Raw genomic sequence first — 26,378 nt, forward strand, 5'->3', positions numbered from 1 at the left:
TAAAAATGGAGTAAAATACTCGCATGTCTGGCATCCTAGCGCAGGGTGCCAGATTTCAGTTATGGGGTACACCTTAAAACTGTGCGCTTACGCAAGACTGAAAGTTTCAAGCGCTTTACTTATCCCAACATTTTTTCAAATCTTTGACTTTTCCACCATTTGCTTTAATCATTTGACGCCATCCTCTTTGTGTTCCCATTTTATATAAGAAACGTGGAAATGCAATAGATACATATATATTTTCTCGTACTTGCTTCTTTAGAATAGCATTAGAAAGTTCTACTAATGCTTTATCAATCGGTGTTTTAGGGCCATATCCCGATTCCTTTTGGGGCATCATTGCCAGTCCACCTCCGCCACCGACACCTATGCCACCACTCCAAATAAAGCCTGTCTTTAAGCACCAGTTCTGTAAAATTTTCAGAGCATATTCAGCTTGTATTCCTTCATAAAAACCGCAATTCACAATACCATAAACGTGTATTTGAGGATTATGTATGCGAACTTCTTCTAACTGAACTAAACAAGATAACAAATGTCCCGGAATTCCATCAACATAGAGCGGACATGAAAACACCCATATATCTGTTTTCTCCAATTCTTCGATTACTTCTTGCGAAATTGTAGGTGAATGAAATCCCAACCGAGTGACTTCTGCATTCTCCCCTACATATCCTTTTATATCTTCCAAAAGAGTACTACTTGCACTGTTATTCACTTTTGGACTCCCATTGATTAATGCAATTCTCATAAGACAATGCCCTCCAATTCCTCTACAGATTTATAGAAGTAAATACCCTTTACCACACCGTCATAATTGTCTGCGTTTGCTTCCAACAATTCTCTGGCTGTTTCTTTCTCTATATCTGTAATATTTTCACCATAGAAGTGCGAAGACAACGTAATAGTATTTTTATATCTTCGTTTATGATGCATTTCACCTTTTCGGATTACAAAATCCGGATGAAAATATGAAATCGCACGGTCTTCAACCATTTTCACAAAAGGACTTACACTACCATAATAGCAGCGACTAATAATGATTAATTCCGTACATTTACTCATATCTACACCTGTTTCGTGATAACCATCATGAATCACACATTTTCCCGGTGTTTTTACCCAACATCCAAAACATCCAATACAATGACGAATATCTCCATTAGGCTTTATGATTTTATATTCTCCTTCTACTGGAATATTAAAATTTTCAATATCAGTTATGATAAGCTTCATTTTCATTTACTCCTTCAAATTCAAAGTTTCTGTTCCCTATAAAAAATAATTTTTCGGGATTTACCAAATCCACAATATTTATTCCTGTCGAAAGACCAAAAAATAGTGTTATCACAAATACATATCTGTTCCAATTCTTTTGTCGGTTCTCCAATTTTCTCCGCAATGATTTCAGCGGTAGCAGGAGACATCACAAAAATTAGATTATCGTATATATCTTTGTCAGATGTTCCCCACCAATCGGGAGCCTTGCTTAATATATCTTCTAACTTTTCCTGCAAAATAACAAAAACCGGAATATCCAAGCCAAACCTTTTCTGTATCATATCATCATTTGTTCCTCCCTCCATATTTTTTCATTAATGCTTTATATCTGTTGGTGTCGCATTTATCACAATAATCATTCCGTCATATAATTCTGCTGGGACATCATTGATTCTATAGCTATTTGGTAAGATCTTATTCAAAAAGCTATAACCCTCTCCGAGTGATCCCATCAGCATACTCTGATTGATAATTTTCTTTATTTTTTCTGATTTTTGCAGTTTATCAAAATCAAGATACGTCATATCCATCCCAAGGGCATACGCTGTATTTGCCAAAGGATCAGCAGAATAAAATTTTCGCGTAATTCTTTTTCCATTTTTTCCAGGCAAATTGCATTCTGTTTTGTAAAAATCTGTGCCAATGACAAAATAATCATCACCATATTTTTCAAACAGTTCTTCACCCATGAATGTAGTATATGTACTCTTCTTTGCCACATGTCCGTTATGCCCCGAAATCATAAGCATAGATTCGTTTGCTTTCTGAACATGCTCATAAATCCAGTCGATGTTTTCAGCCATATAATGATCCCTTATTTTTGCATAATCTACATTTGACGCATTACTAAGCTCCTGATTTTGCAGATAACATCTCGCTGCCTGCGCATACATTTCCATCCCTGGTATATTCTTTAAAGTTTCCGCAGCATCTTCCATATCGGTATACTGCATCTTAAGTTCTGAAAATGCTTCATCTACACATTTTTGATCCAAGTCGGAGTTTTGCATATCAAACCCATAAAAGCTTAACATCTCTTCCGGTTTTGCCTGTTTATTATAATCTGCCATATAGCGAATCAATGCCCTCATTTCATCCGTCTGGTAAATATGAAAAGCAAGTGCTTCCACTGCATCATCTTCCGTATTTTTCCCCTCACCGTGTATATATTGATTTACCAATAAGCATCCACCATAATCTGCTTCTAAGGCAAAGGCCTTACAGTTATATTCCTCTACCATTTTTCTAAATATATCAAGCTTTAATTCCTGAAATTCTTTATTTCCGTGGGTCGCCTCTCCAAGAGCAAATATCTTTACATTTTCCGGTATCGCAATATCATCGATTTCCTCTGCAACTTTCAGAAATTCTTCATTATTTACCTGTGTTCCGGAGTTCATGCCCCCATAAGATATATATCTTATGAATGCCATGATTGCAGCTCCAAATAGAAACGCCACGATTATCTTTCCAATATATCGCTTTTTTGCATGATCTTTTTTCATCCGTCAACCAACTCCTCTCATCTTTTCACGCTTATAATTTCGAAAAATCTGACACCTGATATCACACACGGCTCAATATGTATATGTTCAGGATATGTGATATTTACATTTTCAAAACTTACAATTTCCACTCCACCCCGTCCTCGTCGGTCCATGTATCCGTACCGTTATAGGTAAAACGGCGTTCAATGCGATCCATATAGGTGCCGTCCGCTAATTTATATACCGTTGTCGTGTCGCCGCGGAGATTCACAAGCTCTACCACATCCGCTCCCGGATAACCCGACTCAGCTTCATCGTCTCCACCCTTTCCTGTTTCGCCCTCGCCCTGCGACCAGCAAAGCAAGAGCCCCTTATATTCTGTGTACAGAAAAGTCCCGTCATCCGTTTTCTCAGCTGTAAGCTCCATTTTCATGGAGCTTTGGTCAAAGTCATTGGTCATGTCGGCGGAGAGAATATCGCCACTCAGCGAATATGTACCGGTTCCGCCGTCCGCTCCGATATACCATGAGATATGTCCGTCGCTTGTAATCTCCATGCTGCTGCCGAACTCCATAGCGCCGGGAAGCGCCTCAATCGCGGTGGAATTGTCTTTTTCATCTTCCGCCAAATGCCATGGACCGACCAAATCGTCCGCTGTCACGGCATCCGGATTATTATGCTCCTGCACCGGCGGCACAATGGAAACGGAGGTGTCTGTCGATTCCCTGGTGGGCACCTCAGCGGGAAGGCTTTCTTCTTCTACAGCGGAATTCGAAGGCTCCGGTGTCGCCGCTGGTTCCGTGCTCGCAGGCACTTTGTCCACATCAACGTGGATCCTGCCCTTTGCATTCTGCCCTGCGACGACGATTGCATAGGGACCGTCCACAGGAGCCTCCACGGTAAATTCCGTCACGGTTCCGTCCCCCTGATAGAGCGATGTTCCGTCCGGTGACGTAATCTTCATCTCCAGCGACCCTTTCACCGTCTCGAATAAAATTTTGAGCGTATCACCCTGCTTCAGCTCCAGGGTGTGGGTGTCCGTGCCGTTCATGATTTTGACATCCAAGTGGTATGAATCCGCGTTCTTTGCGCTGCTTCCGTCAAAGGCGGAGCTAGACGCGCACCCGGCCAGAGATAGCAGGAGAGCACAGACGGTCATAACAATAACGAAAAATTTTTGCTGTTTCATAATGGTTTCCTTTCAGGGTTCAGATTTGGTTTGATTGAACATGATCAAGTTACTATTTCTTATCCATATTCATCCGAATCACATTAAAAAGGTTTGACAGCAATATGCACGCCAATGCGATTGCCAATGGTGTCGTGGTCTCATTTCTGTCAAAAATGCTGACGCACAGAAAGATCACACCCGCTGCGATCAAACCTAAACTTGCTATGATGAAAAGTTTATTCAATATTTTTTTCATTTCATTTTCTCCTCTTTCAAAAAATCTTACTCATGACTGCTTAACGCATGTCCCGGTTCATCAGATCAAAGTCAATGTACTGCCCGTTCAGCTTAAAGAAGGCCGGGAAGGTACACAGCTTGCGGAAGCCGAACTTCTCATAGAGCCGGATGGCGCGGAGATTGTCGCTTCGGACCTCCAGATTGATCTGCTCAAAGCCGTTTTCCACAGCAAACGCAAGAACGGCTTCCATGAGCGCGGAGGCGGCCCCGTAGCCCCAATAGGCTTTTCGCACGCTGATCCCGAACTCGCCCCGATGGCTCATGCGCCTCGGCTTGCGGTTCAAACTGGCATCTCCGATGATTTGACCGTCCGCCCAGGCAAGATACTGCACATTGTCCTTTGAAGCGACCTGCGCGGCCAGATACTGCGTTTCCGCCTCTACATCCAGCGGTACGCCCTCCGGGCCGAAGCTGAGATTGTCCGTCTCTCCGCCGACGCATTTCAAATAGTCCAGCAGGGCGGCGGCGTCCTCCGGCCGCGCCTGCGTAATCATAAACGGTGCATTTTTCTCCATACTCACTTATATACCTCCAGGTTTGATCCGATATTTCGTTTCTATATATCCGCTTCTCCGGTAAAAACGCTTTGCGCTTTCTCCTCGATTTGGGAAAGGGCAGCCAAAACCTTTTTTATATTCTCCTCTCTTGGGAGAATGGTATGAATGTTTACCTCCGGATGCTCCGCAGCGAACGCTTTCAGGAAGTCCAACAGGTTGTCCTTCGTTTTCATGTAATCCTCGATGATCACGCTGTCGCTGAATCCGAGCTGTTTCAGCAGGATCGCGGAAACCACGCCGGTTCTGTCTTTTCCCGCGCCGCAAAAGTACAGCACATTGCTTTCCGCCTTCACAATGGCACAAATGATCCGCTCCATCTGTCCATCTATCATCTTGACATAAGCATCGGCAACAGAATCCGGAGCTTCTGGTACGGCTCCGCCCCCGGTAACAGGCAGATGATAGTAGGTAAACCCGCTTTCCGTCTCCAGTCTGCACGGCTTTTCTGCATATTCAGTCTTATCTCGCAGGTCAATGATTGTAGTAACGCCATTTTTTCGCAGCCAGCTGACTTCTTCATCCGAAAGGCACCCCGGATAATCGCTTCTGATATACCGCAAGGTTCCCGTGGGCAGCGCTCTCGTATTCCTCGTTGATTTCAGCAAAGAACCCATACGGCTGCCCTCCAATCCTCCTTTTGGCAAAAATTCATTGGTATCCTCCTCACAATTTTTTTACGCACATACCGACCAGCAGTCCGACGAGCATCCCCATAGACAGGGTGACGCCGATGTACTCCGGGAAAATGGTGCCAACGGTGGCCCCGAAGCACATCCCCAGGCTCATCCCCATGGCCTCATAGCCGTTTTTCTTTTCCTGCTTCTTTTTCTTTTCTGCCAGTCCGGCGAAGAACACAGCCAAGCGATCCCGGCCACCACCAGCGGCAGCGCCGCCATCATAAAGTCACGCATAAATTTTCACTCCCTTTTTCTTTTAAGACACCACTGCGCAAAGACCGCCTGACGGCTTTGTGAGGTGTTGCCTTTACTCTACTACAAAATCTGTCCAATCAATATGGTTATACACCATCCTTTATCGCCGCCCAAGATAGCGGAATGTATGCCGCTTGTATTCCCGGTACGCCGCGCCGAATGTTTCCTCCAGATACCGTTCCTCCTGCAAAATTTGTAAATGCAGCATCACAATGGCAAACACCGTAAGCGGCACGGTCAGCAAGTTACAGTACATCAGCATCACACCGATATACATGAGGTCAAAGCCGAGAAAGGCCGGATTGCGGCTGAACCGATAGATGCCGGATGTGACCAGCTCTGTGCGATCCTGATCCGGGATGCCCGCCCTCCAGCTATCCTTCATACTGAGAACGGAAAGGAGAAAGATCAGATCACCGATCATCCCGGTGCCAAATCCGGTAAAGCGAGCGTTTGCCGCAAGGCAGCTCCAGCCTAACGCTATGGACACAAGCTGTGCAATCACAACGCCCAGCGTGGCCATGCTCATCAGTAGTTCCACTGTGTGAATGGACTTTTCTTTCCGCTGTCCGATTTGCCGCGTCCGGATGCCGCGGCGCTTCTGCGCCAGCATCTTGGCAAAATATATGCCGTAAAACACTGCCAGCACAAAAAGGGCAAGCAGGGAATAAGGGAGAAGTTCTTCCATCGGATATTTCATTATGCAACTCCTCAAATGAATCTTGTTTTAGCCATGAGCAAAGCGCAAGGCAACCTGTTACTTTTTTTGATTCTTCCTTGTGCAGGCCACTCGGATAAACGGTACAAGCAGCAGAAGACATACCAGAACAGAGCCGCTCAGCTGCCCGTAGGACATCCACACATTTGATTCCGGCGGGCAGGGATAGATCGCCGCCACAACCACCCGGAAAATCCAAAGGGCCAGCAAAAAGCCGTAGAGATAGAACGCCTCCGGGTTTCCTGCAAACACCTTTTTGCCCCACAGGATCACGGTAAGGCTCAGCCCGGACAGCAAAAAGGAAAAGCACAGGTTTACATAATTGATGGGAACCACCAATGTCTCATAGGGGATATAGGAAGCCCAGCCAAACATCCACGGCACGGTAAAGTGCCACAGCCCCACCAGCAGGCTGATCGCAGCTCCCGCATAGTACATGACCTGATACTTTTTCATCGGTTTTCACCTGCCTTTCATAGCCGGTTCCCTTTTGCGAGCAGTTATTCGGAACAGATAGAGGAAATAGACCAGCAAGACAATAAACTGTACCGCACCCAGAAATATCTCAAACTGAGCGGAAGCCTCCCCGCTGATGAAGGAACAGAAGTCATGCAGAGCGTGGAGCAGTACGCAGGGGAGAAGACTGCCGCTTTCAGCGAAAATCAGGGCAAATACCATCCCGTAGACCAGAGCGAAGCAGATCTGGAGAACTGTTTCCCCCAATTCTGCACCGCCAGCTATGTTCAGGAGATGGCTGAACCCGAATAGAACAGATGAGATTATCATTGCCTTTCCCACGCCGCGCTCCAACCACAGGCCGCAGATGATGCCCCGAAAGAAGATTTCCTCCGCCATACCGATTCCAAGCGTCAAAAACAAGTTTGCTAAAATCAATGCCGCACCACCGTTAAAGTTTATTCCCGCCGTAAAAGGGGAAAGGGCAATGAGCAAAAGCGGCGAAAAATAGAGCATTCTCTTCGCTGCCCCTTTTTCCGCACTGCGAAATCCCAGCTTTAAGATTCCTTTGTATCGGATGATGGAATTCGCCAATGTGATAATCACAAGCCCCCAGATTACAGCACCCCTGATCAGCGCGGAGGGAATGCCCTCTATTCCCGTGATCACCACGATTGCTCCTTGCGCGAAAAAGAACAACAGCAGCACAAGCATTGCCCCGGCAGTTTTCAGTACGATTCTATCTTTCCGTTTCATTTTCATTTTGAGCCTCCTGTCCCATTCCCCGGCAATGTGCCAAAAGAAGTTCTGTCAATGCGATCTGTCTTCCACAAAATCGGAAACCGCTTCTTTGATTTCCTCTGCGTGTCCTGTCAGCAAATGCCCGCCACTTTCAAAGGAAATGAACGTGCAATTTGGGAATCTTGCTACCGCCCTCTCCGTTTCGATGTAGCTTGCCAGCTTATCGTCCTTTGCGTGGAAAATCAGCGTGGGGACCTGTAAATCCTCAATCGGATACTCCCCAAAGTCCCTCGCCATATCGGGGTTGGTAACGGAAGCGTCCAGTATCACGCCGACTTTTCTGTCGTTTATGGGTAGCATACTGTAAATGGTGGACTGCTCCATCCCCATGATCGGCTCAAACATAGGGCTTAACAGGAACATGACGTAATCGTTGCACAGGAACGGGGGCGGTCCGGCATATTCGGCATATTTCTCCGGCTTCTCCACAGGCGGCATGGCGGAGCAGTATAAAATCAGACCCTTCGTGCGCTGGGGATAATCAAGGGCAAATCGGATCGCGACGCTGCCGCCTGCCGATGTGGCCAGAAGGTGCACCTTGTCAATGCCCAGCTTGTCCAGCAGCTCCACATAGGCCGCCGCCTGACTGGCGGGCGTTCCGTCGCCGGAAACGTCGCTTCCCAGGTATCCGAACCGTGAGGGAGCGATGATCCGATAGTCGGAGCAAAAGTCCTTACAGGTGTCATAAGCCTGGTCATAGCCGCCGAAAATGCCGTGGACGGATAAAATCACCTCGCCCTCACCCGAATCGACATAGGTTATTTCGCCGTAGCTTAATGCCGCCGTCTGGGCATTGTAAGCGGCAAGACGATTTTTACTTTCCCTCACCGCCGCACCGCATCGTATCCCCTGGACAATGAAATACATTGCCAGGGCAAGGAATACTCCCCCCGCTATGTAACTCCACATTCGCTTACACCTTCTCTTTTCAGTCACTGATTTCGTAAAATCAAACCTCCAGACACTTCGCCCGCTGAGCCAGCTGTTCGATCAGCCGGTTTACGATTTCCGGCTGGTCGGTGTTGGAGTTGTGTCCGGCGTCTTTGATCCATTCCAGCGGTATGCCAGAATTTTTATGCCACGCCTTGTTGTATCGAACACAAGATCCCGCCTTGTCCTGTTCGCCGCAGATGAGCAGGGCGGGGCATTTGATTTCATAGGGCAAATCCCGCTCCACAGCCTCGGCAAGGATTCGGAAGCCGTGACCGGCAATCTTTGCGTAGCGCTCCTGGTCGCCGTCATACACCAGCATCAGGTCCCGCATCAGGTTCCTTCCGTATTCCGACAGGGCGACGCCCTTTGTCCCGGACTTTAAGAGGGCCTTCCACGGATAGTAGCGATAGACTGGCTCCATTCGTTTCAGCAGCCAAAGCTCCGGCTCTGTCATATACTTTCGTTGCAGCGGCGCGGAGTCGATGGACACAAAGCCCTTCAGCTTTTCGTGGTAAGTTTGCGCATACGCCTGTCCCACATAGCCGCCCATAGACTGCCCCACGATAACGGGTTTTGTGATCCCCTCCTGCTCCAGAATTCCGTCCAGCCACCTTGCCTTGTCCATCAAATCGAAGGCAAAGGCAAAGGGCCAGGAGGCGGCGTGGCCGGGGGCGTCCCACACAAGGACATTGTATTTCCCCTCAAAATACACGATTTGTTTCTCAAACAACCGATGATCCGCTGTCAGACCGGGCAGGAACACCAACGTTATTGCGTCCGGTGAAATCAGATGCACCCAATAATGGATTTTGCCCAATGGTGTCGTATATGTTCTCTCGTTCATACTTCCTCACTCTCCCTTTTTGCACCAATCCTTTTGTCCCAGGGAGAGGGTGTAGGGATGCGCCCAGTCCTCGGTGTCGTAGAAGGTGGCGGTCAATTCCAGCTGGTCATAGACGCAGCTCCAGCAGGTTTTCTCTCCGCCGTTCTCGCCGGGGAAGTTGCTCTGCGCCACAGCCGCCAGGGCGGCGCGAACGTCCTCGGCGGTCATTACACACTTTGCCGCATTCCTCCGCTGGGTGAGCGTGTTAAAACGCACATAGGACTGGCCGCTGCCGGAGGTGCCGTCGTCCCCGTGGAGATAGAAGTTGGTCACCACCGGGGTGTCGGTCACTACAATCTCGCCGTTTTTCCACTCCACCGCCACGCTCCGCCCGGCAGCGTCGGAGAGGGAGAAGTGCTGGGCGCGGCCCAGGGAAAAGTGCATATCATACTGCGAAAGCAATTCCAACGCTTCCGCTACATTCGCCGCCTTGTCCAGCAGCAGCCGCAGACCGGAGACAATGGTAATGTCGGGCTTATCGGTATTCTGGTCGACACCCTCCTCGTGGCTCACCATGAGATCAGCCACGCACAGACCCTTTTCGTTCATGCCGTCCAGGATAGCGTAGACGGAAGCCAGTGCCATGAACTTATCGCCCATGCTTCCATCGGGCTTCCAGTCCTCCCCAAAGCCCAGGAAGTCCAAATTGCAGGTGGCGATGGACTCATAGCCATTCTTGGGGATGGTATGTACCAGCATTTTGTCACATTCTTCCCAGTCGAAGTTGCGGCCAAAGAGGGCCGCACCGTCGGGACTTGTCGCCGCGACGGTGGAGCAGCCGTAGTTTCCCCCGGCGGTGGAGGTGTCCGGCTTCCAGAAGCCGTGAGAGAGGAATGAGGCGATGTAGTCTCCCATCTCGGCGTCGCTTTTTGCCCCGCCCTGCTCCAGAAAGCCATCGAAGCCATAGTCTCCCTTATATTCCATACTCCACAGATGATCATCCAGCTTCTCGATAGTCATGGCCGCCGTGAGCTGGGTGCCGAACATGGTCCACGCTCCCGCAAGGGCTGCAATCAGCACAGCCGCAATAACAAGAAGCGCGATTATCGCCTTTCCAAGTCTTTCCGAGGAAGACGAGCCCGCTTCGTTCGATTTACAAAGCTCTTTTTCCGAAACGATCATTTTCATATACTCCTTCCTTGCCCATCGGGGCGCATTTATCATTTTATTCTGTACCTGCTTATATCGTAAGTCATTGTCGTGTAAACGAGAATTTATCTTACCCTTGCCATATAGTAATCCAATTGGTTCATCAAACTCCAGAATTGTTCTGCTTCATCCACGGATAGTGTTCTATACTCCATTTTCATATCCTCGCAAATTTTGATTTTCCGGTGAGCCACTCATCTCTTGAAATTGCAAACACACCGGCTTTTCATTGCCCTCATCCGAAAACGCATCTACCATCCCAATTTCTCTATCCACAAAGCCGCTTTCCGCCCTCATGCACTTTCACTCCCCAGAGCCGTATTTTTCAAACCGGCACTGCTCTATTACCTCGTCCCCGAGCAGCGTGATGGCCTTTTGGGGACAGCGGCTGATACAGCGGTAACACATGGTACACCGGTCTTCCGCGGTGGCTTTCCCGTCTCGCAGGGAGAGATTTTTCGTAGGGCATAAAGAGACGCACAGCCCGCAGCCCACGCATTTTTCGCTGATTTTCAGCTTGTCTGTGTATCCCGCCGTCTTGCCGTAAAACCACAGCCGCTGTCCAAAAAGTCCCTTCAGGTGGGAAAAGAAGGACAGCCCGTCCTGGGGGTAGTTTCCTTGCTTGATCTGCCGTGCGACAGCTTCTATCTTTTGGTCGGCCTGACGGACGATCTCCCGGTTTTCCTCTGGCGTTTTCTTCAGCAGTTTGCTGTCGCAGACGGAATCCGGCATTTTGATCTGCAAACCGCCGAGTATTGTCGCCCCGCGTTTTCTTAAAATTCGAGCCGTACATCCTGTTCCATCACCGCTGAAAAGCCCCATCGTATTGACGCAAAAGACCTTTTTCCCATTCCATAGAGAAGAATGATTTTTAATAAAATCACGCACTATGATAGGGGCATTGGAAAACTGCGTCGGGTAGCCCAGCACAATGATGTCATGCTTTGTCAATATTTGAATCATCTCTGTATGTTCTAACGGAAAACTCTGAGCAGGTGCGTCCAACAGTTTGACTAACTTTTCGACACAATGTTTTGTATTTCCAGTTCCGCTAAAATAGATTCCAATCATGAACGCATCTCCTTCCTTAAATGGGAATTTGCTTTTTTACAGTGCGGTTACCCAAAAACATACTGCTGAAATTGCATAAAGCGGTGTCATAATAAACATTTCCTTTCTACTCCACAGCTTATTCGCAATCATTTTTCCTTTGATTTTGACAATCTATTTCTTCTGTTTTCCATCATTTTCTGACTGTTTTCGATTTTCGTTTTTCTTTTTTCTTTTAGCTTTTCCTTTGCCTTAAAAATGGCTTCAATTAACATCCGATTTGCTATCTGTCCCATATTGTCACCTCCCGTACAAAACATCAAAGCTATTTCTCCAATCTCATCCGACAAACAGAAAGCCCTGTTCGTTCTCTATCCCAGCACCGCCACAATCAGGGCGCACAGCAAGCAGGGAACGAGACCAAGCGCCATGCCGATCACCGAGCGCACTACATGATACTTCTTCTGGTGATACGCCTTGTCCATGTGCTCCGTTCCCGGCAAACGGATGCGCTTGACGTTGGCAAACAGCACCCAGTCCAGGAAAAAGCAGTCGTACCAGTCCACCAGCAGCCATAGACCGTATGCGTACAGGAAGCCGGTCTTGAAATCCGTCGCTCCTGCCGCAAGCGCCAATGCCGTCAGAATGGATAAAGCCAGCAACACTGCAAAGCCCTTTTTCAAGAACACCGGGGCACTGAGCACCTCGGTGGGAATGCGCTCATGGGTTTCAAAATATTTCTCCTGAATGTCCTTGGGGTAATCGTGGATCCACCAAACCGGATTTTTGCACAGCGGGATCATGATCATGCAGGTGAACAGGATCAGCGCCCCAACACATTCCATTCCATAAATCGTCCAATTCACTGTTTTGTACCTCCTATAATGCGTTCCAATATAACAATGCAATATATCTTTTCATTTTCTCTGCACAATGCCTATATTTGCTTTTACACATTCCGTAATTTTCTGTCATTCATCTGTTCACTGGTGATGGTTTGTACGATCAACTTACTTCATCCCATAAATTTCAATAAAATGTGACAGATGCACACCTATCTGCGTCCACATTTCGTCCGTCCTGTCAGGCTCCCGGTCTGCAATCTCTATCATCACTGTTACCGGTGCTACGATTTCCAGCGCAAGCAGATTGGCATCAAACCTGCGAATCAAATTCTTTTCCATCATTTTTTCTAACATCAGAGCATACATTTCCTGATTTCCGGTCAGCTGGTGCTTTGATGTAAGTGCCGCAATCTTTTCATTTCTATACTGCTCCTTTGTACAAAATCTTCTGACCTTTTGTATCTGCGGATCCTTCATTGTGAATTCAACTCGTCTCAGACAATCTTCCTTGAATTCATCCAGTGATTCCGGAATCTTATCCAAATGAGAGCTATTTCCGAAATTCTCGTCATATTTATGTTCCATCATGGCAATCAGGGAATCGAGAATATCTTCCTTTCCCTTATAATGTGCGTATATGGATGGACCTTTTATTCCCACAGCTTCTGCAACTAAATCAATGGATGTCTGGTCATATCCCTTTTCAGAAAATAAATCAAGCGCTGCGAAAAGTATTCTGTCCTTTGTTTTTATCTTTTTCATTTCGTTTCTCCAATCTTTGTATTCCTAATAGTCGTTAGGGATATTATACCTAATATCCGTTAGGAAATCAATATGTCATGAAAACGAATCACAGCAATCTTTCATCCTTGTTGTTCAATATGAACGATACGAGAAAAAGGCATCCAGCAAAACTGCCAGATGCCCCTTTCGAATCGTGTTTCTTCATATTAAATTGTAATCTCATTAAATAGTAATCTCAATCCCACCCCGGAAGACTACCGTGCTGCCTTTCTCATCAATGCGGATGTGATCCGCCAAACCGCCCCACAGTTCTCAGCGAAACTCTGTCTGTTCTCCTGTCAAATCTTCCAGCTTAGTGATGAAGTTCGTGAGTATCTCCTTCGTGTCATTCTTTTCCTGGATGAGTGCCTCCAGTTCCTGAAATCGGCTGTGCTTTTCAGCATACAAGGTGCGGAGTTTCTTTTCTTTCTCTGCCTGCTCCGTCTGATCCAGGTCTACACTTGCATTCTTCTGGATGAGGTTCGAAAGGTTCTCTGCGATAATTCTCAGTTCCTGTTTCAGGCGTTCCTGCTCTGCGCCAAGGGAGTTCATCTGACAGACCGTTTCAATCAATTCCTGCAAATTCTCTATGGTTTCCTCTTTCGCATCAACCAAGGCATTCAGTGCCTTGAGGAACAGCTTCTTGATTTCTTCCTCGCTCAAATGCGGTGTGTTGCAGGGCGGGGTGTCTTTGCCGTACTTCCGATTGCAGCGGTAGATGACCTTCCGGTACTTGTCGGTGGAATGCCACACCTTGGAACCGTACCATCCACCACAGCACCCACACTTGATTTTGTTTGAGAAAATGCTCACTCCGCTGTAACGACCATTCTGTTCCCGGCGGGCAAGTTCTGCCTGCACAAAATCAAACTGGGCAGGGGGAATAATGGCTTCATGGTGTTCCTCCACATAATACTGAGGGATTTCGCCGTTGTTGGTCTTTCTCTTCTTCTGCAGGAAGTCCGTGGTGTACTGTTTCTGGAGGAGTTCATCCCCACGGTACTTCTCGTTGGTAAGGATCGATTTCACCGTGCTGATGTGCCACCTGTCCTTGCCGGAAGGTGACTTGATGCCCCGGCTTTCCAGTTCCTTTGTGATAGCGTAGAAGGAAAGGCCGCTGATAAAAAGCCGATAAATCAGCCGAACCGTGGCTGCCTGTTCCTCGTTTATCTTGAAATCCTTGTCGTACCCAAGAAACCAGCTGAAGGCAACGCTGCCTTTGCCATCAGCAAACTGCTTTCGCTTGCCCCAGGTGGTATTCTCAGAAATGCTCCGGCTTTCCTCCTGTGCCAGGGAACTCATGATGGTTATCATCAACTCGCCCTTGGCATCCAGCGTCCAGATGTTCTCCTTCTCGAAATAGACCTCAATGCCTTTATCCTTCAGCTTTCGGATGGTGGTCAGGCTGTCCACCGTGTTTCGTGCAAATCGGCTTACCGACTTGGTAATGATGAGGTCAATCTTACCATCAAGGGCATCTTCCACCATCTGATTGAATCCGTCACGCTTTTTGGTGTTCGTGGCGGTGATACCCTCATCCGAATACATCCCCACAAACTCCCAATCCTCATGACCTTCAATGTAGGTCTTGTAGTAGGTCATCTGCGCCTCGTAGCTGGTTGCCTGTTCCTCACGATCCGTGGATACTCGTGCATATCCGGCTACCTTCTTTTTCCTTCTGACTGCCACCGGCTCCGATGTGAACTGGTTAAGGGTAGCATGTATTTTTCTTACTTTCTTTGCCATGTCTTTACCATCCCATCCTTATATTCAAAACCTACCTGGGTGTCAGAAATGATCACCCGGTCAATGTCTGCGGATACTTTCGCCTGGAAGTTCTCTCCGAGAAGGCTTTCTGCCGCCTCAAACAGTTCGCTCTCCGTCAGGCGTTTCATTTGGCACTGTGTCCTCGGCTGGGAACAGCACCAAATCTTTGTTTTCTTTTTCCCATAATTGTCCCTTTCGCATTTACATCCGCATGACGCGCACCAGACCTTATTGGTGAAAGCATTCTGGCCCCGGCGGCCGCTAAACTGCCGGATGATGGATTTCCTGTTCCCATTCAGCAGGGAAAACTCAATACGGTCGGAATATAGAGTCACTTGCTGTATCTCTTTTGAGAAAGCACTCTCATCAAAGGAGCCGCCCAGCACTGTCTCCGCAGCCGCTGTGAGTTCCGTCTCCCAAATCGGTCGGCACTCGCATTGCTTCATTCCTTTCCGTTCTCTGGTGTTGCAGACCCACCGCTTTCTTCCTCCGCTGGTTCTCCGGCTAACACCGCATCCGCAGTATCCACACTTCACTTTGCCGGAGAAAGGTGTAAGGTTGTCCTGATTGTTCGGAAACTGCTCCGCTCTCTGCTGCCGGATTTCCAATGCCTTCTGGTAATCTTCCTCCGAGACCAAAGGCTCGAACATCTCATCCACCAGGTACATGGGAAGTTCACCTTTGTTCCTTCTGCGGATGTGACCTTCGGTGAAGAAGTTCTTCTGAAGGACCATCGTTCCGGTGTAGGACTGGCTTGAAAGTATCTCCTTGATGGTTGTCTGCTCGATCGGCATTCCCATCTGCCCGGTCACGCCTCGCTCTGCAAGGGTCTTTGCAATGCCATAGGCTGATTCCCCGGCAAGGTACCTTATGTAGATTTCCTTCACCACCTCGCCCTGTTCGGGGATGATGCGGAACATCTCTCCGTCCCATTCATATCCGTAGGATGCTTTGTGGCCGTTTGGGATACCTTGCTCAAACCGCTTTCTGGTAGCCCATTTGATATTCTCTGAAATGCTCCGGCTTTCTTCCTGTGCAAAGGATGCAAGCAGCGTAAGCATCAATTCTCCGTCTTCTGAAAGGGAGTTGATCTTCTCCCGTTCAAAGTAAACCGATATTCCCAGGTCTTTCAGATGCCTGGTCGTGTTCAGGCAATCAACCGTGTCCCTGGCAAATCGGCTGATGCTCTTAACCAGCACCATGTCAATTTTTCCTGCATCGCAGTCTGCCACCAGGCGATTGAAACCATCACTGTGTGCTGTACTCGTTCCGGTAATACCCTGGTCAACATAGACCCCTGCGTATTCCCATTCGGGGTTATTCTGAATGAGGGTGCTGTAGTAGCTGACCTGCGCTGACAGGGAATGCAGCAGCACCTCACAATCCTCGGAGACACGGGCATACGCAGCAACTCGCATCTTACGCTTGAGCTGCGTCACACCCGGTGTGATTTGTCTGATTCTTGGCATGAAACCGCCTCCTTTCACAGTGACATATTCCCGTAATAACCGCACTGTATCAAGTCTATATTGGAGAATAATGTGCCGAATATCGGACGGTATTTTTCTTGCATCCTCCGCAGCATCCGCACTTGATTCTGTTGGATAAAATACTCACGCCACTATACCGACCATTCTAAAGCACTGGCTTTTCCATAAACTCGTTACCAAATGAAAACAAATATAATGAATAGTAAGCAACAAATTAATAAACCTAACCACCCGAAATCTCGCTGTTTTTCTATCTCCATGGTTTTCTTTTTCATTTGTCTTTTTGTTTTTTCAAGTTAACAGGCAGCATCTCTTCTTTCCATTTTCATCAGTAATTCCAATGAACACATCCGCTTTTCTGCTTCCTGTTGCTTTTTCAGTGCCTCTTCAACAGCCTCCACAGAAGACTGTACTACCATTTTCTCCAGTTTAGAGTTCCGGTCCTGTACGTCTCTTATTTTTTCTTCGAGCTGCTCTTGCTCTTTCCTGCTCAGCAGCCCGTTCCTGTTCCGCAAATCGTCGTTGCTTCTCTGCAGCGACAGATTGATATTCTGCGTTCTGGACAATTCGGTTTGCAGTTTCTGATTTTCCTCGGTTAGCTTCTGAAGCTCGTCTTGTAGCTTCTGATTTTCGGATGAGATCTTCTGAAGATTTTCTCGAAGCTCCCGCATCCGTTCCAGACATTTCTGGATATTTTCCTGATCCTTTCTTTGTATTTCCAGAAGTCTGTCCCTTTCTGTCTTTACTTTCGACAATGCCTCCGCTTGTTCCTGCAACAGCTTCCTCCACTTGTCGATAGTATCGTGCAAGATCGGCATCTGCTGTGTCGTCTCTGCCGGTAATACACCTTTCTTTTTGCTCATTTCTGATAAATTCATCCTCTAATTCCCCTTTACTGATTTTAAGATGGAAAGTTTTAGAAAGATTACTGTCACGTACTTTCTTCCCTTCCGAATTTTGAAACGTAATATGCTTTCTATTTTCTGTCCAGTTTACGTTCCATCCCAAATTTCCCATTTCTTTGATAAATTGCTCTCGGCTGATGCAGGACTCCATAACAGTTAAAACCACCATTGCACAGTCTGCAACAAAGCTATCCTTTTTCTGTTGCCGGAACAGATTATATTTATCTTTACTCCATGCAATGACTTCCCCCGTCTCAATCTGGCTGCCATCAAAATGTTTTCCTTTTCCAGCAACAGTAAGCCCCCGTTCCCGGCACATCTGGTTCGTCAGCTGCTTCATCCGTTCCAGATCTTTTCTCGAATTATGCAATTTTTTCCCGTTTTCATAGCTCACAGAATTTGTAACCAAGTGACAGTGGATATGGTCTTTATCCTTATGGACACTGACCACCGTCTGGAAACCAGAAAACCATTTCTCCGCAAATGCAATGCCAAATTCCAATGCCTGTTCCGGTGTAATCTTTTCATCCTTATGCCAGGAAATCACATTATGGGCATACATCCTTCCCGAATCCTTTCCCCACAATCGTTTTTCTTCCAGAAATGACTGGTACACCAGATCATAATTCACTTCTTCGTAAGGATATGGACCGATGATATGGACAAGATGCTGATCTGTTTTTCCTTCCCGGAGGACATATTCAATACAGTTTCTCATTGCCCCATGGGAATTTGTCCGCTTATTAATTGTCTTATTGATCGCCATATCTTTTCACACTCCTTCCGATATCCTGATATATTTTCGTTGAGACTGTTAAAAACATCTGCTCTGGGATAAAAACCTCCTGCATTCATATGATGCGCAATCTGGTTGAGATTGGTTGTAGCACCTCGAAGCTGCCGGTTTGTTTCTTCCAGTCTCTGATTTAATATTTTCAATTCTTCCATAACCTCTGATGATACTATCTCCACATTTTCAATCGCAGCAAGTACCACTGCCTGCTGTGTCTGTCCGGATTCTTTCATCTTCTGCCGGAGCAGGGTATATTCTTTGTCATTCATCCGTATCGTAACGGTATGGTTTCTTTTTCTCATAATCAATTCACTCCTTTTATCTCTGTGCTGTCATATATAATTTAGCCAATGGACTTCTGGCTGTAAGGGGATTCCATAAGGGTGCTAGACATCCTGTAGATGTCCGTTTAGCACCGACCGGAGTGGCAACGGAGACAAGTCCTAGTCAATAGCGTAAGTGTTCCTGTGGAATGTCCAGTGGACATTTCGCAGGAATACTTACGCTATTGACGGGCCGGGGTTCCAAGGGGCGGAGCCCTCTGGCAAGTTTAGGAACAGCCCAAAGGCCGGCTCCGGTGCAGAGTGGCCTGCCACTTTGCGAAACTTGCCTGTCATCTCTCCACCACTTAGCCAGCCCCTGCTAATCAGTTTTCTCCTCCATGCGATACCAAATTTTGATCGAGATGACAGTGGTTTTGTGGTGCAGAAGCAGACTGTAGAGGAAATAGAAAAGCTCCCCTTTCAACAAATTTTCTCTTTCCGAAGCAGGCTGATTATGCACCACTCCGATGCGGAGTATCGGACAATTATGTGCCGTATCCGGCACTCTTATCTTTTTCTCCCATGCTTATGCAGCGTTTCCCGGCTGCCAACGCTTTTCTGTCATAATTTCTCACTATTTCTGCTTCTTTTCTTCTCAACCATTCTCTTTTTCTGATGAAAGACATAAAAATAACAGCCATAAACATTTCCCCGATTCTCACCAATAGAAATGCTATCACTGCCATTGTCTTTTTCTTCTATTTTGTTTTCGCAAAACAATTTTGTACTGTCAGTCGGTTCTCCTGTTACTGCCATTTTGTAATTAGCTAAAAACTGTCTGCAAAATCCAATGCCGCATCCATATCTGCCTCCTGTTCCCAGTCCAGCGTATTATCTGTAGCCTCATTATCTGGTTTCTCCATCGTCATTGCCATATTCGGCAAATTATTATCTCCTACCGATTCCTTCACAAACGGTACAAGCATTTCCAGAAGATTCTTCGCCATAGCCATCGGGACGGATTCCTTCACACCATCCCGGATAGCTGTTTCCACTCTTTCCAGAAACGCATCTTCCTTTTCTCTGGTTTCCAGATACGGATCAGCTTCCTTTCGATATATTCTGGAGAAGTAATCATTCAAAGCCACCACAACCGCTCTGGTATAGGACTTATACTTCTGCCTGTCCATTGTCTGCAAATATTCCCATGCCTGTCTGTCCTGTTCATCACAGAGGTTCAAGCGAATATTTGTATTAATGATTTTCCGTTCTTTTCTCATACAAGCACCCCTCCGTTTTTCTGAATTTTTCTTGCTGTCATGGCTTCATAGCCTTTGGCTGTAGCACAAATATCACGCACGATGGTCACTCGGTCTTTATCATAGTCACCAAAGTTCTGAATCATGCAGCCGCCTCCACCGACCACATACAGACGCATCAGTTCCGGGTTGTATTCCCGTTCTCTCAACTTATGGAAAATCTCTTTTGTATACTCTCCGGCAGCTTTACGAATCACAGAGAGATATTTTTCTCCAATATCGGCAGTTCCTGTACGGATCACCTGCTCAATCACCAGATCATCCACCACCGTTCCCAGCTCCTTCAGCAATGATTCCCTGACAGCAAGCACACACTGATGTGTTCCATATTTCTCTGTAAAGCATTTTTTCTCTACCGGGCGAGAATTGTTGATATACATAATATTCATAGTTCCATTTCCGATATCAGCCAGCATATTGATTCCTTTAAAGTCCTGTAATCGGTAAAAAGCTGCTGCAAATCCCTGTGGATAAATATCAGCTCCGACAAACTCCACATGATATTCTTTATTGCGGAATGTGAAGTCCACGCTATCATTCTGGAGAAGATACTTCTGGAAGTCTTCTTTCTGTGAAGCCACCCAGGTCAGTGGAAGTCCTGCCGCAAGATGCACCTTCACCTGATTCATTCCCTTTCCGTCTAATTCTCTGGCAATCGCAGCCAGCGTCAGCACATAATAGTCTAGATCCTGTGTTTTCTCTGCACAGAACTCTTTGTGTTCTTCACCGATCTGGTAATACAGCCCATTATAAACAAGAAGGTTATTCTGAAAGATGGGCTCCTTCTCATATCTGACTACACCAGACGTAAAGCACCTGGTTGCTGTTTTCATGTTTCCATAACCGTGATCAATTCCAATCACCATAATTGTTTCATTTTTGTCGTTTTTCATCATTCTCATAATCATACCTCGTTCTTTCTTTTCTTATCCGATCCTATCAATACTTACGTGAATTGATAAGATGGATATTTTATTTACTGGTTCTTTAATTATTCATATTTGATAATATGGATTATTAATAGTGATGGATTTTCCAATATGGGATTACCCATATCTGGTTTTCCTGTTTTCTGATATCTGGAGATAGGAATTTCCTATGACCTGATTGTCCCAAATTGGACTATCCACCTTTAGGCTCTTCTCATCTCCATTCAATCATTTTCTTCTCCTAATGGAACTTCCCGGATAATATATTCGGTATCTCCATAAAAGCCATATTCGTTACGCAATCTGTGACGTTCCACATATCCATGATGCTCTAATTCCTTAATTGCGGAACGAACAGAATCAATTCCATCTCTGCTCAATGTTGCCAGTCCCTGCATGTTATAATTCCAATCGTCTGGTAGGCTTAACATCAGCGACAATAAGCCTTTCGCTTTCAATGTCAGATTCTTATTCTTGAAATGGTGATTACTCATTACCGTATAATTCTTAGTTCTCTCCACACGAAAAATCTGTGCCAAGCTCCTCACCTCCTTATGAAAAAAGACACAAATCAATTTTCATGACCTGTGCCTTTTCCTTCATTTATTCTGTTTATTTATTATTTCATTAAACGTAAATCAGTTCTTCTAAAATGATTTCCTCTGCGATTGCTCTGTGTTTGTTAGCAGCCCTTACCCAAGCCATCTGGTCAACCCCTTTCTCTGGCAATGGATCACTTTTTTCCAGCTCTCTCAGGATAATCTCTTCCCGTTTCCTTGCCGCCTGGTCAATCTCCAGAAGATGTTCTCCTATTGTGTCCTGTAAAAGCATTACCTGATATTTCGCCCGTTTATGATTTTTCAAATAATCTCTGCGGAGAAATCCATATTTTCCAAGTTGTGTCATCTGTTCTCCGGATTTATACTCCAGTTCTGGAAGCAAATATCCGTTTACATTCCTATAATTCAGTTCCATAGCTTCTTCACACTCCATTTCGTAATCATATATTGCGTCACCATCGTCTGACGTTAACTTTCTCCCAAAAATTGGAAAAAGTCTTTCTCTATAATACCTAATGCACATTACTTTTCCTATTCTTCTGTGCCCACCCTTTGAGTAACTTTTCAATCAAGTCTGCCTGTTGAGCCGGCGTATAATCTGCCGGGAAATACTTTCCGATCCGCTCAAGTGGGATTTTGATTTGTTCCCTCTGGTTCGGCTTGATTTCCTCCAAAATTTCGTAAATCATATCCATATCAAGACATTTTTGTTGGCTCATCCGCTTTAACCGGTTCGCCTGCGAAATGTTTGGGACACACTGTTCCAGTTCCATCACAGCATGAAGTTCATACTGTTCTGCTTCCGTCAGGAAGGAAATTTCCACCGCTGAACGAATTGCAAGCAGCTCCCGGTCAACCATATCCAAAATCTTTGGAATCAATTTTGTCAGACGGATATATCTTTTAATCTGTGTCACACTTTCCCCCACCATCCGGGCAAGCTGTTCATTGCTGCGATTGTTTTCCATATACTTCGGTCCCAATGGGTCCGAAGTCATATCATCTACTCTGCCTTGATGTTTCATTGCTTCTAGTCGCATCTTATAGGCAAATGCCTTTTCACTCGGCAGAATTTTTTCTCTTTGGAGATTACTGTCTACCATCGCAATGATTGACTGGTCATCGTCCAAATCACGGATAATGGCTGGCACTTCTTCCATACCTGCCCATATGGCTGCCGCCTTTCTTCTGTGTCCTGCGATAATTTCATAACCGTCACCATCCGTATTATGGCGGATTAACAGCGGAACCAAAACCCCTTCCTTTTCCATGCTTTGGCGTAATTCAAACAATTCCTGATTTTGCTCCACCTTAAAAGGATGGTCTTTAAAATCATGAAGTTCTGAAACCTTTACCAGAACAATACCTGCACCCGACTCGTAATCCTTTGATGAACACATTACTCTTTTCTTTGTCATCTCAATTATCCTCCATTTTAATCTGAATAAAAGAAAAGGACTCTTACCTCTCAGAAATTCTGAAAAACAAGCGTCCTTTTGACTGTTTTAACGATATTCAAATAAAAATGAAATTTTCTTTTTCATGTGTCCACTCATACCAGATGCAGAACTACCGATACCTCGATTCCGTCCATAATCTGCTTTTTTCGTCCCTGTTTACCTGTAGGTGCGAAACTCATATATCTCGCAAAGTGCCTAAAACAAAGGACTTCTACGAATTCACCCGATGTAGACAACATACCGTCTCCACATGGGCAGTGCAAGAGAACAAATCCATATATTATGGAAAGAAAACTTTTAATTTTGAAGTGTAGTAGTCACCTGGTAGAACCCGATTAACGATTATCAGCAAGGGGTGCATACAATATATACCCGATTAACGATTGCCCCTACATTCCCGAATTTAAAGTCGTTTATTTGTAGTCTCCTGGTAGTCTCACCCCCGGCGGACGCCAAATTATGCCCCAGTTTGCCCCATAATTCCGAGGATTGCGAGTAGTCATGGAGTTTGCCGTGGCAGATGAAAAATATTTTTATCATTGTTTTATTTCTCCTTGATTTGCCCGGAAATGCCCTGTTTTGCAATGGATTTCGGGGATTTGTGAAATGTGTGTTTTAGCTGCCATCTTGGCAAAATGGGGCAAGATTAAGCAAGTTATTGCGGGCTGTTAGTAGTAGAATTGAAAAGGTTACTACTAAGGATTTCTCCAATACCTGTCACGCTGAGAATAACTCCTGACAGAATTCCAATAAGCACCGGTGTTGACAGAATTCCTTTTATCGCTTCTCCTGCTGTCTGATGGCTTCCACCTGCACTTTTTACCATAGCCACGTAAACAGTAAAAATTGCAAGTACATGTCCAATATCCATCAATGCAAACTGCGTGATCTTATCATTTCCGAGCAGAATACCAAACAAAGCATATCCCAGCATTCCAGCCTCATATCCTGTCAGTGTAAAGGGAAAATAGACATCCTTTTCTTTTACAAGTTTACAAAGCAGCCTTTCTGCAAAAATCCCACCTGCGGTCACTACGAAGAAGATAACCGGAAATATCACAGTATCTGCTTTAATACTTGCCCGATAAAAAGTATAAAACAATGAGATTGGAAGTGTAAAATTCATAACCAATGCCTGAAGTCCTTCAATTCCCTCTGGGCGGATCAGTTTTTTCTCTCTGCAGATTATCCCAATAATAAGCATTATGATCACGGGTAAAATTACTTGTAATAAACTTACTATTGTTCAGCCTCCCGTACCTGTTTCTCAGCATTCCACTGCTACTTTAATCACACCATCTCTCTTATTTTCGAACAATTCATATGCCTCTTCAATCCTGTTTAACGGATAGGTATGCGTAATCAGAGGTTCCGTGTTGATCTTACCTTCTGATATCAGCTTCAAAGTTTCTTCGCAATCGCAGCCATCCACTCCACCTGTTTTAAAAGTAAGATTTTTACCATACATATCTGGGAGTGGTAACATCTGCGCTTTATCGTAAAGCGCAACCACTGTCACGATTGCATTTGGTCGGGCACATTCCCACGCCAGTTTAAATGTCGATTCTGCTCCGGCAACTTCAAGGACTGCATCAGCTCCACCATGCTTACTATTAGTCTTAACAAACTCTTTACAGTCTTCCGGTGAAACAGTAAGAGTCTCCGGATAATGCTCATTAATAAAGCGAATACGTGTCTCGTCCTTTTCACATATAATGATCTTCGCTGGATTTTTCAGCATAACACTAAGTAAAGTACATATTCCTGTTGGACCGGCTCCAATGATCAGTACAGTATCTTCCTCTGTGATTTCAGAAATACGTGCTGCCCAATAACCAGTAGCAAGAACATCTCCTACCAGTAAAGCCTGTCTGTCCGTAACACCTTCCGGGATTTTATTCAATCCCTGATCTGCAAAAGGAACCCGGACATATTCTGCCTGTCCCCCATCGATACGACAGCCAAGTGCCCAGCCACCATTCTTGTCGGTACAATTGTTTACATATCCTTTCTTACAGAAAAAACACTCTCCGCAAAAGGTTTCTACATTTACAGTCACCCGGTCTCCCGGTTTTACATGCGTCACCTTAGAACCGACTGCCTCAACAATACCTACCATCTCATGGCCAACTGTAATTCCCGGGACTGCACGCGGAACACTTCCGTGTTTAATATGCAGGTCACTGGAACAGATGCTGGCCAGTGTCACCTTTACAATGGCATCTCGTTCATGCATGAGCACTGGTTTCGGTTTTTCCATTAGTTCAAATTTTCCCTTTGAAACATATGTATAAGTCAGCATTATTTCGCCCCCATCTATTAGAATGTATGCTAGTAAAATATCCGGTACGGAACACATCTGTTCTTATACCGGATATTTCTGATTCTATTTTGTATACACTGTTTTACCTCTTGCTATTACCTCAACAAGCTGCAGGTCCTGATCCAGGATACAAAGATCCGCATCATAGCCCTCTTCAATCTTTCCTTTTCCATTAAGGCGAAGGATTTCTGCCGGATTGGATGTTATTGTTGAAAGTGCAATTTCCAACGGGATATCCGCTTTAAACACACACTCTTTAACTTCCTTCAAAAGGCAACTGGACTGTCCAACGCCCATTCCAAGGAATTCACCATCACTACTGTACATCGGAAGGCTTCCCTGTCCATCAGAAGAAATTGTCATGCGGTCAGGATTTACTCCTGCATCTAACATCCGTTTGATACCATTACATACTCGTACCTCATCACAGATAGTTTCCCAATAGTCAATATCTTCATTTCCGGTAAAATCTACTGCTCCGCCTTTCAGCGCATATTCCATTGACTTGCAGAAAAGCAGCTCATTTCGATTGATATGTGTTGGCAGTATTTGAGAAGTCGGTATCTCTGTCTCATCTACCACCCGTTCAATAAGATCTAAGCATCTCGGACTGTCACCAAGATGAACATTTACAATACCAGCTTTCCCGGAAAGAACACCACCAAGTCTTGTATCCGCAACGACACGTACAAATTCCTCAAAAGTCGGCTGTGAAGACCGATGATCAGAGATCGCGATTTCTCCAGTTCCAATGATTTCCTGAATCATCATAATATCTTTCACAATACTGTCAGTCAACGTACGAACCGGAATCTGATAACTGCCTGTATAACAGTATGCAGACATTCCCTGCTCATTCAATCCTTTTGTCTTTGCAACCAGTGCACATATATCACGACCGATCCCATCTGTTCCAAGGCAGCCAACAACTGTTGTTACTCCAAACTTCGTAAGTCCTTCCATAGTTGCTTCCGGAGTACGATTGGCGAATCCACCTTCGCCACCACCTCCTAGTACATGAACATGACTATCAATGAATCCCGGAGTTAAAAGTAACCCCTCTCCATTGATCATTTCTGCCTCAGAAAGAAATCCGTCTGCGGATATATAACCTGGATCTTTAATCTTAATAATCTTATCATTGATCATAAGTACATCTTTTTTCCCCAGATGCTGTGGAGCATAAACATCAATATTCTGAATTAATTTCATCATAAATCACTCCC

The 26,378-nt window shown here is 45.7% G+C and carries 33 protein-coding genes; all 33 read right to left on the minus strand.

Features of this window, described 5'->3' with window-relative positions; genetic code table 11:
• Positions 1-115: 115 nt before the first annotated feature.
• The gene (locus ACTNDQ_RS02000; protein ID WP_441063473.1) at positions 116-751 is read right to left on the minus strand and encodes a hypothetical protein; all 636 of its coding nucleotides are present in this window, start codon (positions 749-751) and stop codon (positions 116-118) included.
• Complete coding sequence (locus tag ACTNDQ_RS02005; RefSeq protein ID WP_441063475.1) at positions 748-1,236, minus strand: flavodoxin family protein; 489 nt, start codon at positions 1,234-1,236, stop codon at positions 748-750. The genes ACTNDQ_RS02000 and ACTNDQ_RS02005 overlap by 4 nt, the downstream gene beginning before the upstream one ends.
• Before the next feature lie 20 nt (positions 1,237-1,256).
• Positions 1,257-1,586, minus strand: coding sequence for a DUF1697 domain-containing protein (locus ACTNDQ_RS02010; RefSeq protein ID WP_441063477.1), 330 nt, complete (start codon positions 1,584-1,586; stop codon positions 1,257-1,259).
• Positions 1,587-1,595: 9 nt separating this feature from the next.
• On the minus strand, positions 1,596-2,786 hold the full coding sequence (locus tag ACTNDQ_RS02015; protein ID WP_441063479.1) for an erythromycin esterase family protein: 1,191 nt from the start codon (positions 2,784-2,786) through the stop codon (positions 1,596-1,598).
• 118 nt (positions 2,787-2,904) lie between these two features.
• Complete coding sequence (locus tag ACTNDQ_RS02020; RefSeq protein ID WP_441063482.1) at positions 2,905-3,957, minus strand: hypothetical protein; 1,053 nt, start codon at positions 3,955-3,957, stop codon at positions 2,905-2,907.
• A 278-nt stretch (positions 3,958-4,235) separates the two neighbouring features.
• Entirely contained in the window at positions 4,236-4,751 is a 516-nt protein-coding gene (locus ACTNDQ_RS02025; protein WP_427819996.1) for a GNAT family N-acetyltransferase, read from the minus strand.
• Between the two features lie 41 nt (positions 4,752-4,792).
• On the minus strand, positions 4,793-5,407 hold the full coding sequence (locus ACTNDQ_RS02030; protein WP_441063484.1) for a tyrosine-protein phosphatase: 615 nt from the start codon (positions 5,405-5,407) through the stop codon (positions 4,793-4,795).
• Positions 5,408-5,456: 49 nt separating this feature from the next.
• Positions 5,457-5,654, minus strand: coding sequence for a hypothetical protein (locus tag ACTNDQ_RS02035; protein WP_441063486.1), 198 nt, complete (start codon positions 5,652-5,654; stop codon positions 5,457-5,459).
• Between the two features lie 171 nt (positions 5,655-5,825).
• Positions 5,826-6,425 carry a methyltransferase family protein gene (locus ACTNDQ_RS02040; RefSeq protein WP_154431779.1) on the minus strand — a complete coding sequence of 200 codons (600 nt, stop codon included), beginning with the start codon at positions 6,423-6,425 and terminating at the stop codon, positions 5,826-5,828.
• A gap of 57 nt (positions 6,426-6,482) precedes the next feature.
• Positions 6,483-6,899, minus strand: a complete 417-nt coding sequence (locus tag ACTNDQ_RS02045) for a hypothetical protein (RefSeq protein ID WP_441063489.1) — start codon at positions 6,897-6,899, stop codon at positions 6,483-6,485.
• A 6-nt stretch (positions 6,900-6,905) separates the two neighbouring features.
• Positions 6,906-7,661, minus strand: coding sequence for a lysostaphin resistance A-like protein (locus tag ACTNDQ_RS02050; RefSeq protein ID WP_441029870.1), 756 nt, complete (start codon positions 7,659-7,661; stop codon positions 6,906-6,908).
• A 48-nt stretch (positions 7,662-7,709) separates the two neighbouring features.
• Entirely contained in the window at positions 7,710-8,609 is a 900-nt protein-coding gene (locus tag ACTNDQ_RS02055) for an alpha/beta fold hydrolase (RefSeq protein ID WP_441025449.1), read from the minus strand.
• Between the two features lie 40 nt (positions 8,610-8,649).
• Complete coding sequence (locus ACTNDQ_RS02060) at positions 8,650-9,477, minus strand: alpha/beta fold hydrolase (RefSeq protein ID WP_441063491.1); 828 nt, start codon at positions 9,475-9,477, stop codon at positions 8,650-8,652.
• Positions 9,478-9,483: 6 nt separating this feature from the next.
• The gene (locus ACTNDQ_RS02065) at positions 9,484-10,644 is read right to left on the minus strand and encodes a linear amide C-N hydrolase (protein ID WP_441063494.1); all 1,161 of its coding nucleotides are present in this window, start codon (positions 10,642-10,644) and stop codon (positions 9,484-9,486) included.
• Positions 10,645-10,809: 165 nt separating this feature from the next.
• Entirely contained in the window at positions 10,810-10,962 is a 153-nt protein-coding gene (locus tag ACTNDQ_RS02070) for a hypothetical protein (RefSeq protein WP_441063497.1), read from the minus strand.
• A 6-nt stretch (positions 10,963-10,968) separates the two neighbouring features.
• The gene (locus tag ACTNDQ_RS02075) at positions 10,969-11,736 is read right to left on the minus strand and encodes an EFR1 family ferrodoxin (protein WP_441063500.1); all 768 of its coding nucleotides are present in this window, start codon (positions 11,734-11,736) and stop codon (positions 10,969-10,971) included.
• A gap of 128 nt (positions 11,737-11,864) precedes the next feature.
• Positions 11,865-12,011: a hypothetical protein gene (locus ACTNDQ_RS02080; protein ID WP_441033182.1), complete on the minus strand. Its 147-nt coding sequence runs from the start codon at positions 12,009-12,011 to the stop codon at positions 11,865-11,867.
• A gap of 75 nt (positions 12,012-12,086) precedes the next feature.
• Positions 12,087-12,581: a hypothetical protein gene (locus ACTNDQ_RS02085; protein WP_441038265.1), complete on the minus strand. Its 495-nt coding sequence runs from the start codon at positions 12,579-12,581 to the stop codon at positions 12,087-12,089.
• A 144-nt stretch (positions 12,582-12,725) separates the two neighbouring features.
• Positions 12,726-13,322, minus strand: a complete 597-nt coding sequence (locus ACTNDQ_RS02090; RefSeq protein ID WP_441063502.1) for a TetR/AcrR family transcriptional regulator — start codon at positions 13,320-13,322, stop codon at positions 12,726-12,728.
• A 294-nt stretch (positions 13,323-13,616) separates the two neighbouring features.
• A complete protein-coding gene (locus ACTNDQ_RS02095; RefSeq protein ID WP_441063504.1) occupies positions 13,617-15,089 on the minus strand; it encodes a recombinase family protein in 1,473 nt (490 codons plus the stop codon).
• Entirely contained in the window at positions 15,074-16,579 is a 1,506-nt protein-coding gene (locus tag ACTNDQ_RS02100; RefSeq protein ID WP_441063506.1) for a recombinase family protein, read from the minus strand. Before ACTNDQ_RS02100 ends, ACTNDQ_RS02095 begins: the two co-directional genes overlap by 16 nt.
• 317 nt (positions 16,580-16,896) lie before the next feature.
• Positions 16,897-17,019 (minus strand): hypothetical protein, encoded by a 123-nt coding sequence (locus ACTNDQ_RS02105; protein WP_441063508.1) that lies wholly within the window; start codon positions 17,017-17,019, stop codon positions 16,897-16,899.
• 10 nt (positions 17,020-17,029) lie between these two features.
• Positions 17,030-18,271, minus strand: coding sequence for a relaxase/mobilization nuclease domain-containing protein (locus ACTNDQ_RS02110; RefSeq protein ID WP_441063511.1), 1,242 nt, complete (start codon positions 18,269-18,271; stop codon positions 17,030-17,032).
• A complete protein-coding gene (locus ACTNDQ_RS02115) occupies positions 18,220-18,600 on the minus strand; it encodes a plasmid mobilization protein (RefSeq protein ID WP_441063513.1) in 381 nt (126 codons plus the stop codon). The genes ACTNDQ_RS02110 and ACTNDQ_RS02115 overlap by 52 nt, the downstream gene beginning before the upstream one ends.
• 506 nt (positions 18,601-19,106) lie before the next feature.
• Positions 19,107-19,307: a hypothetical protein gene (locus ACTNDQ_RS02120; protein ID WP_291805719.1), complete on the minus strand. Its 201-nt coding sequence runs from the start codon at positions 19,305-19,307 to the stop codon at positions 19,107-19,109.
• Positions 19,308-19,388: 81 nt separating this feature from the next.
• Entirely contained in the window at positions 19,389-19,841 is a 453-nt protein-coding gene (locus tag ACTNDQ_RS02125; protein ID WP_291805717.1) for a hypothetical protein, read from the minus strand.
• Positions 19,838-20,782 carry a ParM/StbA family protein gene (locus ACTNDQ_RS02130; protein ID WP_441063517.1) on the minus strand — a complete coding sequence of 315 codons (945 nt, stop codon included), beginning with the start codon at positions 20,780-20,782 and terminating at the stop codon, positions 19,838-19,840. Before ACTNDQ_RS02130 ends, ACTNDQ_RS02125 begins: the two co-directional genes overlap by 4 nt.
• 251 nt (positions 20,783-21,033) lie before the next feature.
• Entirely contained in the window at positions 21,034-21,348 is a 315-nt protein-coding gene (locus ACTNDQ_RS02135) for a helix-turn-helix domain-containing protein (protein WP_055260427.1), read from the minus strand.
• An 88-nt stretch (positions 21,349-21,436) separates the two neighbouring features.
• Positions 21,437-21,937, minus strand: a complete 501-nt coding sequence (locus ACTNDQ_RS02140; protein WP_441063520.1) for a TnpV protein — start codon at positions 21,935-21,937, stop codon at positions 21,437-21,439.
• Positions 21,882-22,787 (minus strand): ParB/RepB/Spo0J family partition protein, encoded by a 906-nt coding sequence (locus ACTNDQ_RS02145; RefSeq protein WP_291805706.1) that lies wholly within the window; start codon positions 22,785-22,787, stop codon positions 21,882-21,884. The genes ACTNDQ_RS02140 and ACTNDQ_RS02145 overlap by 56 nt, the downstream gene beginning before the upstream one ends.
• Positions 22,788-23,484: 697 nt before the next feature.
• Positions 23,485-24,042: a hypothetical protein gene (locus tag ACTNDQ_RS02150; protein ID WP_441063523.1), complete on the minus strand. Its 558-nt coding sequence runs from the start codon at positions 24,040-24,042 to the stop codon at positions 23,485-23,487.
• 54 nt (positions 24,043-24,096) lie between these two features.
• Positions 24,097-25,131 (minus strand): alcohol dehydrogenase, encoded by a 1,035-nt coding sequence (locus ACTNDQ_RS02155; RefSeq protein ID WP_441063526.1) that lies wholly within the window; start codon positions 25,129-25,131, stop codon positions 24,097-24,099.
• Positions 25,132-25,215: 84 nt separating this feature from the next.
• Positions 25,216-26,364, minus strand: a complete 1,149-nt coding sequence (iadA, locus tag ACTNDQ_RS02160) for a beta-aspartyl-peptidase (RefSeq protein ID WP_278796381.1) — start codon at positions 26,362-26,364, stop codon at positions 25,216-25,218.
• Positions 26,365-26,378 lie beyond the last annotated feature (14 nt).

The organism is Blautia massiliensis (ex Liu et al. 2021), from assembly GCF_052064225.1.
Lineage (GTDB): Bacteria > Bacillota > Clostridia > Lachnospirales > Lachnospiraceae > Blautia_A > Blautia_A fusiformis.

Excerpts from the sequence above, each read along its gene's own strand:
- ACTNDQ_RS02120 (WP_291805719.1), bottom strand. The coding sequence starts at position 19,307 with ATGGCAGTGATAGCATTTCTATTGGTGAGAATCGGGGAAATGTTTATG.
- ACTNDQ_RS02060 (WP_441063491.1), bottom strand. The coding sequence starts at position 9,477 with ATGAACGAGAGAACATATACGACACCATTGGGCAAAATCCATTATTGG.
- ACTNDQ_RS02065 (WP_441063494.1), bottom strand. The coding sequence starts at position 10,644 with ATGAAAATGATCGTTTCGGAAAAAGAGCTTTGTAAATCGAACGAAGCG.
- ACTNDQ_RS02020 (WP_441063482.1), bottom strand. The coding sequence starts at position 3,957 with ATGAAACAGCAAAAATTTTTCGTTATTGTTATGACCGTCTGTGCTCTC.
- ACTNDQ_RS02040 (WP_154431779.1), bottom strand. The coding sequence starts at position 6,425 with ATGAAATATCCGATGGAAGAACTTCTCCCTTATTCCCTGCTTGCCCTT.
- ACTNDQ_RS02070 (WP_441063497.1), bottom strand. The coding sequence starts at position 10,962 with ATGAGGGCGGAAAGCGGCTTTGTGGATAGAGAAATTGGGATGGTAGAT.
- ACTNDQ_RS02130 (WP_441063517.1), bottom strand. The coding sequence starts at position 20,782 with ATGAGAATGATGAAAAACGACAAAAATGAAACAATTATGGTGATTGGA.
- ACTNDQ_RS02030 (WP_441063484.1), bottom strand. The coding sequence starts at position 5,407 with ATGGGTTCTTTGCTGAAATCAACGAGGAATACGAGAGCGCTGCCCACG.
- ACTNDQ_RS02005 (WP_441063475.1), bottom strand. The coding sequence starts at position 1,236 with ATGAAGCTTATCATAACTGATATTGAAAATTTTAATATTCCAGTAGAA.
- ACTNDQ_RS02075 (WP_441063500.1), bottom strand. The coding sequence starts at position 11,736 with ATGATTGGAATCTATTTTAGCGGAACTGGAAATACAAAACATTGTGTC.
- ACTNDQ_RS02055 (WP_441025449.1), bottom strand. The coding sequence starts at position 8,609 with ATGTGGAGTTACATAGCGGGGGGAGTATTCCTTGCCCTGGCAATGTAT.
- ACTNDQ_RS02110 (WP_441063511.1), bottom strand. The coding sequence starts at position 18,271 with ATGGCGATCAATAAGACAATTAATAAGCGGACAAATTCCCATGGGGCA.
- ACTNDQ_RS02125 (WP_291805717.1), bottom strand. The coding sequence starts at position 19,841 with ATGAGAAAAGAACGGAAAATCATTAATACAAATATTCGCTTGAACCTC.
- ACTNDQ_RS02155 (WP_441063526.1), bottom strand. The coding sequence starts at position 25,131 with ATGCTGACTTATACATATGTTTCAAAGGGAAAATTTGAACTAATGGAA.
- ACTNDQ_RS02010 (WP_441063477.1), bottom strand. The coding sequence starts at position 1,586 with ATGGAGGGAGGAACAAATGATGATATGATACAGAAAAGGTTTGGCTTG.
- ACTNDQ_RS02025 (WP_427819996.1), bottom strand. The coding sequence starts at position 4,751 with ATGGAGAAAAATGCACCGTTTATGATTACGCAGGCGCGGCCGGAGGAC.
- ACTNDQ_RS02045 (WP_441063489.1), bottom strand. The coding sequence starts at position 6,899 with ATGAAAAAGTATCAGGTCATGTACTATGCGGGAGCTGCGATCAGCCTG.
- iadA (WP_278796381.1), bottom strand. The coding sequence starts at position 26,364 with ATGAAATTAATTCAGAATATTGATGTTTATGCTCCACAGCATCTGGGG.
- ACTNDQ_RS02100 (WP_441063506.1), bottom strand. The coding sequence starts at position 16,579 with ATGCCAAGAATCAGACAAATCACACCGGGTGTGACGCAGCTCAAGCGT.
- ACTNDQ_RS02095 (WP_441063504.1), bottom strand. The coding sequence starts at position 15,089 with ATGGCAAAGAAAGTAAGAAAAATACATGCTACCCTTAACCAGTTCACA.
- ACTNDQ_RS02105 (WP_441063508.1), bottom strand. The coding sequence starts at position 17,019 with ATGGTAGTACAGTCTTCTGTGGAGGCTGTTGAAGAGGCACTGAAAAAG.
- ACTNDQ_RS02015 (WP_441063479.1), bottom strand. The coding sequence starts at position 2,786 with ATGAAAAAAGATCATGCAAAAAAGCGATATATTGGAAAGATAATCGTG.
- ACTNDQ_RS02145 (WP_291805706.1), bottom strand. The coding sequence starts at position 22,787 with ATGACAAAGAAAAGAGTAATGTGTTCATCAAAGGATTACGAGTCGGGT.
- ACTNDQ_RS02115 (WP_441063513.1), bottom strand. The coding sequence starts at position 18,600 with ATGAGAAAAAGAAACCATACCGTTACGATACGGATGAATGACAAAGAA.
- ACTNDQ_RS02080 (WP_441033182.1), bottom strand. The coding sequence starts at position 12,011 with ATGGGACAGATAGCAAATCGGATGTTAATTGAAGCCATTTTTAAGGCA.
- ACTNDQ_RS02000 (WP_441063473.1), bottom strand. The coding sequence starts at position 751 with ATGAGAATTGCATTAATCAATGGGAGTCCAAAAGTGAATAACAGTGCA.
- ACTNDQ_RS02050 (WP_441029870.1), bottom strand. The coding sequence starts at position 7,661 with ATGAAAATGAAACGGAAAGATAGAATCGTACTGAAAACTGCCGGGGCA.
- ACTNDQ_RS02090 (WP_441063502.1), bottom strand. The coding sequence starts at position 13,322 with ATGAAAAAGATAAAAACAAAGGACAGAATACTTTTCGCAGCGCTTGAT.